Origin of the sequence: Mangrovibacter plantisponsor (assembly GCF_003182475.1) — a bacterium.
Taxonomy (GTDB): Bacteria; Pseudomonadota; Gammaproteobacteria; order Enterobacterales; family Enterobacteriaceae; genus Mangrovibacter; species Mangrovibacter plantisponsor.
In genome coordinates this window covers 128409-141247 of record NZ_QGTS01000011.1, presented here as the reverse complement: position 1 = coordinate 141247, position 12839 = coordinate 128409, and the positions used below count along the sequence as shown (strand labels likewise).

Genomic DNA, 12839 nt, shown 5'->3' with positions numbered 1-12839 from the left:
GATGAGTCTGAATCTGGTAACCGAGCAGTTATTGTCCGCGAATGGATTAAGTCATCAAGACTTGTTTTCTATCCTGGGTCAATTATCACAGCGTCGCCTTGATTACGGCGATCTCTACTTCCAGTCCAGCTATCACGAATCCTGGGTTCTGGAAGACCGTATTATTAAAGATGGTTCATGGAATATTGACCAGGGTGTCGGTATTCGTGCAATAAGCGGTGAAAAAACTGGGTTTGCTTATGCAGACCAGATTAGCCTTGAGGCCTTGCAACAAAGTGCCCAGGCCGCACGCAGCATTGTGCAGGAGCAAGGTGAAGGTCAAACCAAAGCGTTTAGCGCTGTAGCAACGCCCGCACGTTATATGCAGCTCGATCCACTGCAAGGTATGAGCCGTGAGGAGAAGCTGGATATTTTACGCCGTGTAGACAACGTGGCGCGTTCTGCCGATGCTCGCGTGAAAGAAGTGAATGCCAGCCTGACGGGTGTGTACGAGTTGATACTGGTTGCTGCCACGGATGGTACTTTGGCAGCCGATGTACGGCCATTAGTCCGCTTATCAGTCAGTGTGCAGGTTGAAGAAGATGGCAAACGCGAGCGCGGCTCAAGTGGCGGAGGAGGCCGGTTTGATTATGCCTGGTTCCTTGAAGAAGAAGATGGCACAGTCAGGGCTGATGCCTGGGCGCACGAAGCCGTTCGTATGGCGCTGGTCAACTTGTCCGCGGTGGCTGCTCCAGCCGGTACACTGCCGGTTGTATTAGGTGCCGGTTGGCCGGGAGTATTGTTACATGAAGCCGTCGGGCATGGCCTGGAAGGCGATTTTAACCGTCGCGGGACTTCTGTATTCAGTGGTCAGATGGGCAAACTGGTGGCGTCTGAACTCTGCACTGTCGTTGATGACGGCACGCTGGCAAATCGTCGTGGTTCTGTTGCGATTGATGATGAAGGGGTGCCCGGGCAGTACAACGTACTGATTGAAAACGGCGTACTCAAAGGGTTTATGCAGGATAAAATGAACGCACGCCTGATGGATATGTCCCCGACAGGTAATGGCCGGCGTGAATCTTATGCGCACTTACCGATGCCGCGTATGACAAACACCTATATGCTGGCAGGCAAGTCTACACCAGAAGACATTATTGCATCCGTTGAATATGGCCTGTATGCCCCGAACTTTGGCGGTGGTCAGGTTGATATTACCTCCGGGAAATTCGTTTTCTCCACTTCAGAAGCCTATTTAATTGAAAAAGGGAAAGTGACGAAACCGGTGAAGGGGGCAACGCTTATTGGTTCTGGTATCGAAACGATGCAGCAGATCTCAATGGTGGGTAACGATCTCCGTTTGGATAACGGCGTCGGCGTCTGTGGTAAAGAAGGGCAGAGTGTTCCTGTCGGAGTGGGGCAACCGACACTTAAAGTGGATAACCTCACTGTTGGCGGAACGGCCTGATAACAGGAACAATGCAAAATACGGGTTACATACCAGGCCGCCATTTTCATGGCGGCTTATTTTTTACCCCTGATTACTATGCCGACCATGCATTTCCTGGTAAGTCTCTGCAACGTTCACAAAGTATTCCATCAGCCAGTTAATACAGACTTGCACTTTCAGCGGTAATTTATCTTTTTGAGTATACAGTGCATAGACTGGGCGAGGATCAGACTGGTAGCGAGGCAGTAATATTTCCAGGTCTCCCCGTTTTATTTCATCCAGTACCCACATCAGTGGCACATAGGCAATCCCTGCACCTTCACTTAACCAGCGAGATAATGTCATAGGGTCATTGGTAACAAACCGCCCCTGGGGGGTCATCCGCGTGGTTATCCCTTCTGGAGCAATCAACTCAAATTCATTATCCGGGCGAACGCTGTACTCCAGCCACGAGTGGTTACTCAGGTCGGCGGGTTTTTCCGGTATACCGTACTGGTTAAGATACTTTTTCGCGGCACAGATAACCATTGGCATGGCACCCAGGCGCCGGGAAAACAGGCTGGAATCACTCAGCGCACCAACACGAATAACTACATCCAGCCCATCGGCAATCAGGTCTGGTGCCGGAATACCTGTCACCAGGTTAACAGACAACCCGGGGTATTCTTTCAGCATGTTGGCTGTCATGACGGCCAGAATATTGTGCGCCATGGTTGAGGAGCAGCCAATGCGCAGTGTCCCTATCGGCGTGTTGTTAAACGCGTAAAGTTGTTCGTGTACTTCCCGCGCTTCGTGCAACATGCGCCGGCAGCCCTGGTAATAAATTTTCCCCGCTTCAGTCAGGCCCAGGCTACGAGTGCTGCGATTAAGTAGTTTTACCTGAAGTTCATTTTCCAGTTTTGCAATAGTCTGGCTGATTGACGAGACACTCATTTGCAATTGCCTTGCCGCGGCGGTGAAACTCCCCAGTTCAACTACTTTGGCAAAGACTGACATCCGTTTAAGTCGTTCCATTATTCACTCTGGCTTAAAAGTGATTTAGATCACAGATTATAGATAACAGCATAACAGTTACGCTAATATATTATTATTAGATTGAGCACTGCGTAGTTCCTGCCTGCAAAATTCTTCGTTTGATGTGGCTACGGTGTGTTAACAAAATTAATGGTATCGCCTGCTCCGTTCATATCAGGACAAAAATGACTCTATTTCCGGTTATTGTAGTATTCGGCCTTTCGTTTCCGCCGATTTTTTTCGAGTTGCTATTATCGCTGGCACTATTTTGGGGGCTGCGTAGAGTACTGGTTCCCACTGGTATCTATGATTTTGTCTGGCACCCTGCATTGTTCAATACAGCTTTGTATTGTTGTCTGTTCTGGTTAATAACCCGCCTGTTTGTTTGAGGTAGAAGTGAAAACACTAACAAAAAATCTGACCCGCACGGCAATCACCGTGGTGTTGGTTATTCTGGCCTTTATTGCTGTATTCCGGGTTTGGTCGTTTTATACCGAGTCGCCCTGGACAAGAGATGCCCGCTTTAGTGCCGATATTGTGGCTATTGCACCGGATGTTTCCGGTTTGATTGAGCACGTTGATGTTCATGATAACCAGTTGGTGAAAAAGGGGCAGGTACTGTTCGTGATTGATCAGCCGCGTTACAAAGAGGCTCTGGCTGAAGCAGAGGCGGATGTTGCGTACTACCAGGCTCAGGTAGAAGAAAAACGTCGCGAAGCCATTCGCCGTAACCGCCTGGGGGTTGGTGCAGTGGCAAAAGAACAAATCGATCAGGCGAACAATAGCCTGCAGACAATGGAACACCAACTGGCAAAAGCCCGGGCAACTCGAGATGTGGCAAAACTAGACCTTGCGCGAACTGTTGTTTATGCCCCAGCAGATGGCTGGGTAACCAACCTTAATGTTTATGCCGGTGAGTTTATTACTCGTGGTTCAACATCCGTAGCGCTGGTGAAAGAAAATTCTTTCTATGTAGTGGCTTACATGGAAGAAACTAAGCTGGATGGTGTGCGGCCCGGGTACCGTGTCGAAATTACGCCTCTGGGTAGTAATAAGGTTTTACATGGTTCGGTAAACAGTATTGCCGCCGGGGTGACAAACGCCAGCAGCAGCCAGGATACGAAAGGCATGGCGAGCGTTGACTCAAACCTTGAATGGGTACGCCTGGCGCAACGGGTTCCGGTGCGTATTCACCTGGATAAGCAGTATGGCAACTTGTTCCCGGCAGGCACAACGGCAACGGTTGTTGTTACCGGAAAGCATGACCGGAATACTGAGAACATGTCTTTTATCAGTAAGTTTTTCCGCCGTTTTCGTGAGTTTGGTTAATTATCATGGGCTTTTTCTCCATCTCTCAGATTCATTTGCGCTTCGCTATCAAGCTGGCTACAGCCATTGTGCTGGCGCTGTTTGTGGGGTTTCATTTTCAGCTTGAGACCCCTCGCTGGGCTGTACTGACCGCTGCCATTGTTGCTGCGGGCCCGGCTTTTGCTGCAGGTGGAGAGCCTTACTCCGGGGCTATTCGCTACCGGGGAATGTTACGTATTATTGGGACATTCATTGGTTGTTTTGCCGCACTGGCCATTATCATTTTATTGATTCGGTCCCCGTTACTTATGCTGATAGTCTGCTGCATATGGGCGGGGTTTTGTACCTGGGTTTCTTCTCTGGTACGGGTCGAAAACTCATATGCATGGGGGCTTTCCGGTTATACAGCGCTGATCATTGTAATTACCATACAGAAAGCCCCGCTGCTGACTCCGCAGTTTGCTGTAGAACGCTGCAGTGAAATCGTCATTGGGATAATGTGCGCTATTGTTGCTGACCTGCTTTTTTCACCGCGCTCAATTAAACAAGAAATTGATAAAGAGCTGGAAGAGATAGTCGTTGACCATTACCGGTTGATGCAACTGTGTATTGCGCACAGTTCCCGCGAAGATGTTGATAAAGCCTGGAGTAATTTGTTGCGACGCACGAATGCACTAAACGGGATGAGAAGTAATTTAAAATTGGAATCCTCCCGTTGGGATAAAGCGACTCGCCGTTTGAATGTTATCCACTCCTTGTCGCTGACCATGATAACTCAGGCTGCTGAAACCTTTTTGATTCAGAATACCCGCCCAGAAGCCGTACCCTCGGAGTTCCATTACTTGTTCGAACTGCCGGTTGAATCGGCCGCTGATGTTCACCGGCGGTTGAAACTGATGCGCCGGGTTATTTCAATCAGTGGTGATGATACTCCGGTTACGATTTATACCTGGGTGGGCTCCGCAACTCGTTTTTTGCTGTTAAAACGTGGTGTTAACGCGAATACTAAAATCAGTGCCGTTGAAGAAGAGGTTCTCAATGGGGAGCCGGTTGTTAAGCCGGTATCAGCGGAACGCCATCATGCGATGATTAACTTCTGGCGCACGTCGGTGTCCTGTATTTTGGGTACACTGTTCTGGTTGTGGACGGGCTGGACATCAGGTAGTGGTGCGATGGTGATGATAGCCGTTGTCACTTCACTGGCGATGCGTCTGCCTAACCCACGTATGGTGTGTCTTGATTTTGTCTACGGCATGCTGATGGCATTGCCACTCGGCGCACTCTATTTCCTGTTTATTATCCCCGCAACACAGCAAAGCATGCTTTTGCTGTGCCTGAGTCTGGCTATTCTTGGTTTTTTCATTGGGGTTCAGGTGCAAAAACGCCAGTTGGGTTCAATGGCGACGCTTGCCGGTACTATCAACATTATTGTGTTGGATAACCCCATGCAGTTCGACTTCAACTTTTTCCTCGACAATGCATTGGGGCAGTTGGTGGGCGTGGTGCTGGCTATGATCGTAATTTCTGTCATTCGGGATAATTCGCGCGAACAAACCGGGCAGAATATTTTGAACCAGCTTATGTCAGCCGCTGTATCTTCACTCACCACAAATGTGGTACGCCGTAAGGAAAATCATTTACCAGCACTGTACCAACAATTGTTCCTGCTGTTGAATAAGTTTCCGGGAGATATTGCGCGCTTTCGGCTGGCGCTTAACCTGATTATTGCCCATCAGCGCCTGCGCGATGCCCCGGTTCCCGTGAATGATGAGTTGTCGGCTTTTCACCGGCAATTACGGCGTACAGCAGACCGTATTACGTCGTCATCCAATAATTTCCGGCGGCGTGAATACTTTCAGCGTTTGTTGCACGAGTTAGTTATTTACCAGCAAAAACTGGAACAGTGGGATGCACCGCTTAGTGTTACCGAGCCAGTACGTCGACTTACAGAAATGCTGAACAAGTACCAGCACGCACTAACAGAAAGTCACTCATGATCGCAAAAAAGAAACCGGCATTATGCCGGTTTCTTTTATCAATCACGCCAGGATGGGGCTGTCAGTTCCCTGGCAGTTACAATCTATTTGTATAACTCCGCCGTTGCATGCCAACTGTCGCCTGAACGCGCTTCAATAATATGGTAAGCGGAAGCGCCTTGTTCAGTGGCTTTCTTATTCAGCATCTGGTTCATATCCATTGGTGAACTGGCAACGCCGTCGACACTGATTGTACCGATTGGCTGGCGTGATTCTGCCTGCTCATCATTGATTTGCGTTGCGGCAAAAGCGCCAAACGACAACATAGAAAGCAGACTGGCTGTAGTAAGAGTTTTTGTCATGTTCATATCAGGTACCTCTGTTATCTTTTTTGTGTTGCTCATTATTCGTGAGCAGTGTCACAAAAAACAGTATAGTCCGCCTCCACAAAAAAAGATAACAGGCTAATTATTTCATAATGAATATTTATTGTATAAGAAAATCTTTTTAGATCATTAATTCATAAAAGCGTGTTTTTAATCAGGTTTTGTTTTTTAAATATAATAAAAATCAACTGGATATGAATATTTGATTATTGATGCGGTTTAATGCATGGGAATTGTCTGGTGGACAAGCCATAAACGGCAAAAGAGCGGAAAAGAAGGCCATGGCAGGAAGAAGCTGAGTGGGTTTACGTGCCTCAGGAATGGAGCCCTGGGGGCGCAAACCCATACAGTGGGATTCAGAGTTCTTGTTCGAAGAGCACCAGAATTGCGTCGTAGAGCTCTTTCACTGTGAAGTTACTGGCTGGCGTCGTGAAAATCGTGTCGTCACCAGCAATGGTGCCCAGAATCCCTTCAGCTTTACCAAGAGAATCAAGCAGGCGGGCAATTAACTGAGCTGCACCGGGGCTTGTGTGAATCACTACCACGGCATCGTTGTAGTCGATATCCAGTACCAGATTTTTGAGTGGACTGGAAGTTGTCGGCACCCCAAGTTCTGCTGGTAAACAGTAGACCATTTCCATTTTTGCATTACGTGTTCGTACGGCGCCGAACTTGGTCAGCATACGGGAAACTTTCGACTGGTTGATGTTTTCAAAGCCTTGCTCCTGGAGAGCCTGAACGATCTCTCCCTGAGAGCTAAATTTCTCTTCTTTGAGAAGCGCCTTAAAAGCTTTTACTAATTCTTCTTGTTTAGCAGAGGCTCGCATAATTTACCTTCATTCAGGCCAATAAGTGGCATCATTATGCAATTAACTGAATTTTTATGCAAATGTATCCCGGCAACTGAATTAAATTGATGAAAGCCGCGGATTCTATCAAAAAATGTTATCCAGAAATATACCTGCATCACGTCTTAAATATGCGCTATAAGGTAAAGTAAATGTTATCAAAATGATGTTGTTTTGATTCATTCAGCAAGTTAAGAAAACCAGTATTGGAGTGCCTGTTTAGGAAGTGACTTACTGTCCACCCCGGAAAAGTATACGGAGTAAACAAAACACCGTAATACTTAGTAAACTGGCGGCGTGAAGATTGTATTTACTTCATCTCTGGATTATGGTCGCAACCCCTATGGAGTTAAGGCACTTATTGCTAACCATAATAAGGAGTTTAGGATGAAAGTTGCAGTCCTCGGCGCGGCAGGTGGTATCGGCCAGGCGCTAGCCCTTCTGCTTAAGACCCAACTGCCTTCTGGTTCAGAGCTGACTTTGTATGATATTGCTCCGGTAACCCCGGGGGTGGCAGTTGATTTAAGCCATATTCCTACCGATGTGAAAATCACAGGTTTTGCTGGTGAGGATGCAACGCCCGCTCTGGAAGGCGCTGATATTGTATTAATTTCCGCGGGTGTTGCCCGGAAACCTGGCATGGATCGTTCCGATCTGTTCAATGTGAATGCAGGGATTGTGAAGAACTTAGTGCAGCAAATAGCGAAAACATGCCCAACCGCATGTATTGGCGTTATTACTAACCCGGTTAACACTACAGTTGCGATTGCGGCTGAAGTGCTTAAGAAAGCGGGTGTTTATAACAAAGATAAGCTGTTTGGTGTCAGTACGCTGGATATTATTCGTTCCAATACATTTGTTGCTGAGCTCAAGGGTAAAAGCGCAACGGATGTGAATGTTCCTGTTATTGGTGGTCATTCTGGTGTCACCATTCTTCCGTTACTTTCTCATGTTCCAGGTGTCAGCTTTACGGATGATGAAGTTTCGGCACTGACAACTCGCATCCAGAATGCGGGGACTGAGGTGGTTGAAGCCAAGGCAGGTGGCGGTTCAGCAACTCTCTCTATGGGCCTTGCTGCTGCACGTTTCTGCCTGTCACTGGTACGGGCAATGGAAGGTGAAGCAGGTGTTGTTGAATGTGCCTACGTAGAAGGCGATGGCGAATATGCTCGTTTCTTTGCTCAGCCACTGTTGCTTGGCAAAAATGGCATTGTAGAGCGCCAGTCCCCTGGGGTTTTAAGTGCGTTTGAAAAACAAGCGCTGGAAGGGTTAATTGACACGCTGAAGAAAGATATTGAGCTGGGCGTGGATTTTGTAAACCGCTAACATAACCACATGGGCCGTCTCCCGGCCCATGTTTGTTTTTATCAGTTTGTTGCCGGGTATTCCTGGACTGTCACCATCAACGTCATTTTCTGTTCGCCACGCATAATTTCAACCGGGATGACTGAACCTGGGCGGATTTCAGCCACCTGATCCATTGCCTCCAGAGCAGAAAGCGCAGGCTTATGGTTTACCGATAAAATCACATCGTTGATTTGGATACCTGCTTTTGCCGCAGGCCCGTCTGGCGCCACGTCACTCACGACAATACCTTGTATCTGGTCCAGACCGGATGTTGCAGCTGTATGCATGGGCATCACTTCTCGACCGGTGATACCTATATAGCCACGAATTACCCGCCCATCACGAATCAGCTTATCCATGATGCGGGTTGCCAGGCGAGTAGGGATGGCAAACCCCAGGCCCTCAGGTGTCTCGCCGTCATTACTTTTATCGAATGAGAGCGTATTGATCCCCATCAGCTCACCCAGTGAATTAACCAGTGCGCCCCCCGAGTTACCATGGTTAATCGATGCATCGGTTTGCAGGAAATTTTGCCTGCCACTCGGGTTAAGACCAATTCGCCCGGTCGCACTAATGATACCCTGAGTAATGGTCTGCCCCAGGTTATAAGGGTTGCCAATCGCCAGCACAACATCGCCAATATGTGGCACTCTGTGTGGGTTAATGGGAATAACAGGCAGATTTGTGGCGTTAATTTTTAGTACAGCCAAATCAGTCAGGCTGTCAGACCCAACTAATAATGCCTCGAAGACCCTGCCATCCTGCAAGGCAACGATGATTTGGTCTGCATTATTAATAACGTGCTTATTGGTAAGGATATACCCTCTGGCATCCATTATGACCCCGGAACCGAGGGTGCGGATTTCCAACTGGTTATGGGTATTACCATTACTACTGCGGTTGTAAACGTTAACCACAGCCGGTGCTGCCCGGCGTACAGCCTGGTTATAACTAACCGGTGATTCATCTGCACTGGTGAACTTACTCACCGATGCAGGCACCATTGTGCGCAGCGAAGGCACAGCGAGCACCAGAATGCCACCGACAAATAAACCAATTAGTGCTGACCGCAATAGCTTCAGAATCATGGAGGTATATTGTGATTAATGGAGTAAACAGGAAGGGAGCATACCATGAGTTTACCAGCCACCGCATTGCGGAGGCTGGTAATTATGTTACTTAGCGCAAAAGCAGATAAAGATTGGTATCACCACGTAAGATATTCAACGCAATAACCGATGGTTTATTTTCCATTATCTTGCGCATTTCAGCGATGGAACGAACACGTTCACGGTTAACACCGACGATTAAATCATCTTTATTCAGCCCGGCTCTTGCAGCTGCACTACCTTTATCTACCGCATCAATATGTACACCCTTGGTTCCGTCTTTCAACTGACCATCACTGAGTGTTGCACCCTGTAGTGCGGGTGATATTAGTTCAGCACTGGCAGAAGATGCGGTGCTCTTATCGAGAACGACCTCGACTGAAAGTACTTTACCGGCACGCAGCAGCCCCAGTTTTACTTTGGTTCCGGGCTCAGTTGTAGCAATTTTTGCCCGCAGTTCAGCAAAACTGTTGAGCGGTTTACCATTCAGGCTGGTTATCACGTCGCCTGCTTTGATTCCCGCTTTGGCTGAACCAGAACCTGGTAGTACTTCGTTTACGAACGCACCCCGCTGGATGTTCAGGTTGAAGGCTTTAGCCAGATCTCCATTCAGCTCCGTACCACGAATCCCCAGTAACCCACGCTGAATTTCCCCGGAGTGAATAAGCTGGGTTGCCAGCGTGATAGCCATATTGCCCGGAATAGCGAAACCAATACCGATACTGCCGCCACCTGGAGCAAGAATGGCCGTGTTAATCCCTATCAATTCACCCTTCAGGTTAAGCAGTGCACCACCCGAGTTACCGCGGTTAATTGAAGCATCTGTTTGAATGAAGTTTTCCAGCCCTTCAATATTCAGCCCACTGCGCCCCAGTGCGGAAATAATGCCGGACGTCACTGTTTGCCCCAGACCGAAAGGGTTACCCACGGCAACGGCGAAATCCCCCACTTGCAACGCGTCGGAATCAGCAATTTTAATTTGAGTGAGCTTTTCGGGATGCTGAATTTGCACAACCGCGATATCACTCTGCGAATCGCTGCCAATCAGTTTGGCATCGAACGTACGGCCATCGTTTAACTGGACACTGATTTTATCTGCATGCTCAATAACGTGGTTATTGGTAAGAACATAACCTTTTGCTGCATCGATAATCACACCGGAGCCTAAACCTTCAAATGGCTGGGCTTGTGGGTCTGAACCGTCATCACCAAAGAATTTTTTCAGTTCATCAGGAATTTGTTGGCTCTCTACGGCGCTGCCTTCCACCTGAATACTGACAACAGCCGGAAGCACTTTTTCAAGCATTGGTGCAAGGCTTGGAATGGCAGGTTGCCCAGGAACCTGTGAAGGCAGGGCGGCCAGTGAAGCTGCAGGAACAGACAATCCGATGCCAAGCGCTAATGCGACAGCACAAAAAAGTGGAGTTGTTTTTTTCATTAATACAGGCTCCCATTGACTTGCTTGAAAACAGCTATCCTGAGTGGATTGATAGTATTGAATATACCAGGAATGAACAACTTGTATAACGTGTAGCCGCAACCACGCAAAAAAATAGGGTGCCGAAGCACCCTGTCGTTTACCAGGCGTTAGCTGCGTTTTACTTTTTCGTTGCGCAGAAGCCCGGATGCGCCTTCAGAGTAATCTCGCGGGATTTGCACCGGCGCCTGGTCGTTGTTGGCTTCTGAATCTTCCAGCCGATTGCGGAACGGGTTAGTTTCATCGCTCATTTCTGGTAACAGGCTGGAAGAGCTTTTCGCCATATGCTGGTACAACTGGCGGTAATCACGCGCCATATTATCCAGTAATTCGGCACTTTGGGCAAAATGGCTTACCAGCTCTTCCCGGTATTCTTCCAGTTCTGCTTTATTTTTCTCCAGCTCATACTGTAATGCCTGCTGCTGGCGAAGCTTACGGTTGCCAAAACGCATCGCGACGGCGCCAATAATGATACCGACGACTAACCCAATTAGCGCGTATTCCCAGGTCATGAACATCTCCCATTTATTGTTTGGTCGTAGGGTTAACTGCGAGGCTTACCTTCTATTATGTCCGTGCCATCGCTTTATAACTGCCACTATAACCGTTAATTCATGAGAAGTGGAATCCTGCTGGTGTATCGCGTAGTGTAGAACGGCCTTTTTTTAGACAAAAGAGTAATGGCAACTCGTTAATTAGATTGCTAAGGAAGTAAGAATAACACCATGCAAACCCTCTCTCCGGCATCGCGGTACGAAATGGCGCTTCGCGATGGGCAGTTTCAGCCTGACAATGTTCAGCGCGATGCAATTACGCGTCTGGACGCTATTTACCAGGCATTGATCGCACGGCAGGCGGCACCTCATGCTGAGCCAAAAGGCCTGACAGGAAAGATTTCCCGCTGGTTTAATCGCCAGCCAGACACCCCACAGCCTGTAACAGGCCTTTATATGTGGGGTGGCGTAGGGCGTGGGAAAACCTGGCTTATGGATATGTTTTTCCAGAGTATTCCGGGTGAAAGAAAGCTGCGGCTGCATTTTCACCGTTTTATGCTGCGTGTCCATGAAGAACTAACCCGGTTGCAGGGGCACAGCGATCCGCTGGAAATTGTGGCCGACAGCTTCAAAGCCCAGGCAGACCTGCTTTGCTTTGATGAATTCTTTGTTTCTGATATTACCGATGCGATGCTGCTGGGCGGGTTGATGCAGGCTCTGTTTTCCCGGGGGATTACGCTGGTGGCAACGTCGAATATTCCGCCAGAGAATCTGTATCACAATGGATTACAGCGCTCGCGGTTTTTGCCTGCCATTGCTGCAATTCAGGCTCACTGCGATGTGATGAATGTGGATGCCGGAGTGGATTACCGCCTGCGTGCGTTAACACAGGCACATTTATGGCTTTCGCCTTGTAATGCAGCTAACCAGGAGCGCATGGGGCAATTATTTCAAACGCTTTCAGGTTCACCATGGCACGATGGGCAGGGTGAAGTACTGGAAGTAAACCATCGTTCACTGGCGACGCTTGGCAGTGCTAATCAGACGCTGGCTGTGACGTTTGATACGTTGTGTGTGGACGCACGCAGCCAGCATGACTACATCGCGCTGTCACACCTGTTTCATACCGTGATGCTGTACAACGTACCCGTTATGGACACGCGTGTTGAGAATGCCGCCCGGCGTTTTATTGCACTTGTGGACGAATTTTATGAACGCCAGGTGAAGCTGGTGGTTCTCGCGCAAGTGCCTTTGTTCGAGATTTATCAGGGCGAACACCTGAAGTTTGAATTCCAGCGTTGCCTGTCCCGGTTACAGGAAATGCAAAGTGAAGCTTATTTGCAGGCACCGCACCGGCCATGACCCTTGCGCACTGCTGCTGAAAATCAGAAAAAAGGGTCGATCTTTACTAGTGACTTCTCTATAATCTTGCGACCCCACGTTACAACAAA

Annotated in this window: 12 protein-coding genes; 6 read left to right on the top strand and 6 right to left on the bottom strand. The window is 48.5% G+C overall.

Annotated elements, in window-relative coordinates; all coding sequences use genetic code 11:
* Position 1: 1 nt before the first annotated feature.
* The gene (gene tldD / locus DES37_RS18135; RefSeq protein WP_110027159.1) at positions 2-1447 is read left to right on the top strand and encodes a metalloprotease TldD; all 1446 of its coding nucleotides are present in this window, start codon (positions 2-4) and stop codon (positions 1445-1447) included.
* Between the two features lie 63 nt (positions 1448-1510).
* Here the strand turns inward: tldD and aaeR are convergent, their stop codons facing one another.
* Positions 1511-2443 carry an HTH-type transcriptional activator AaeR gene (gene aaeR, locus DES37_RS18130; protein ID WP_036104995.1) on the bottom strand — a complete coding sequence of 311 codons (933 nt, stop codon included), beginning with the start codon at positions 2441-2443 and terminating at the stop codon, positions 1511-1513.
* A gap of 185 nt (positions 2444-2628) precedes the next feature.
* Between aaeR and aaeX the strand changes: the two genes are divergently transcribed.
* Genes aaeX through aaeB form a run of 3 tightly spaced genes read left to right on the top strand, consistent with a single transcriptional unit; the run spans position 2629 to position 5748 of the window.
* Positions 2629-2832 carry a p-hydroxybenzoic acid efflux pump operon protein AaeX gene (gene aaeX, locus DES37_RS18125; RefSeq protein ID WP_036104992.1) on the top strand — a complete coding sequence of 68 codons (204 nt, stop codon included), beginning with the start codon at positions 2629-2631 and terminating at the stop codon, positions 2830-2832.
* 7 nt (positions 2833-2839) lie between these two features.
* Positions 2840-3772: a p-hydroxybenzoic acid efflux pump subunit AaeA gene (gene aaeA, locus DES37_RS18120; protein ID WP_036104990.1), complete on the top strand. Its 933-nt coding sequence runs from the start codon at positions 2840-2842 to the stop codon at positions 3770-3772.
* A 5-nt stretch (positions 3773-3777) separates the two neighbouring features.
* Positions 3778-5748: a p-hydroxybenzoic acid efflux pump subunit AaeB gene (gene aaeB, locus DES37_RS18115; protein ID WP_110027157.1), complete on the top strand. Its 1971-nt coding sequence runs from the start codon at positions 3778-3780 to the stop codon at positions 5746-5748.
* Positions 5749-5831: 83 nt separating this feature from the next.
* Here aaeB and yhcN read toward each other — a convergent pair whose 3' ends face one another.
* Together yhcN and argR are read right to left on the bottom strand one after the other, a co-directional pair.
* Entirely contained in the window at positions 5832-6095 is a 264-nt protein-coding gene (gene yhcN / locus DES37_RS18110; RefSeq protein WP_036104984.1) for a peroxide/acid stress response protein YhcN, read from the bottom strand.
* A gap of 374 nt (positions 6096-6469) precedes the next feature.
* Positions 6470-6940 (bottom strand): transcriptional regulator ArgR, encoded by a 471-nt coding sequence (gene argR / locus DES37_RS18105; RefSeq protein ID WP_064600675.1) that lies wholly within the window; start codon positions 6938-6940, stop codon positions 6470-6472.
* A gap of 408 nt (positions 6941-7348) precedes the next feature.
* Here argR and mdh point away from each other — a divergent pair, with 408 nt between their 5' ends.
* Positions 7349-8287, top strand: a complete 939-nt coding sequence (gene mdh / locus DES37_RS18100) for a malate dehydrogenase (RefSeq protein ID WP_036104979.1) — start codon at positions 7349-7351, stop codon at positions 8285-8287.
* Between the two features lie 41 nt (positions 8288-8328).
* Here the strand turns inward: mdh and degS are convergent, their stop codons facing one another.
* From degS to zapG, 3 genes are all read right to left on the bottom strand, one after another.
* Positions 8329-9396, bottom strand: a complete 1068-nt coding sequence (gene degS, locus DES37_RS18095; RefSeq protein ID WP_110027155.1) for an outer membrane-stress sensor serine endopeptidase DegS — start codon at positions 9394-9396, stop codon at positions 8329-8331.
* A 91-nt stretch (positions 9397-9487) separates the two neighbouring features.
* Entirely contained in the window at positions 9488-10855 is a 1368-nt protein-coding gene (gene degQ / locus DES37_RS18090) for a serine endoprotease DegQ (protein ID WP_110027154.1), read from the bottom strand.
* Between the two features lie 149 nt (positions 10856-11004).
* Positions 11005-11406, bottom strand: coding sequence for a Z-ring associated protein ZapG (zapG, locus tag DES37_RS18085; RefSeq protein WP_036104973.1), 402 nt, complete (start codon positions 11404-11406; stop codon positions 11005-11007).
* 213 nt (positions 11407-11619) lie between these two features.
* Here zapG and zapE point away from each other — a divergent pair, with 213 nt between their 5' ends.
* A complete protein-coding gene (gene zapE, locus DES37_RS18080; protein WP_110027152.1) occupies positions 11620-12750 on the top strand; it encodes a cell division protein ZapE in 1131 nt (376 codons plus the stop codon).
* Positions 12751-12839: the final 89 nt, after the last annotated feature.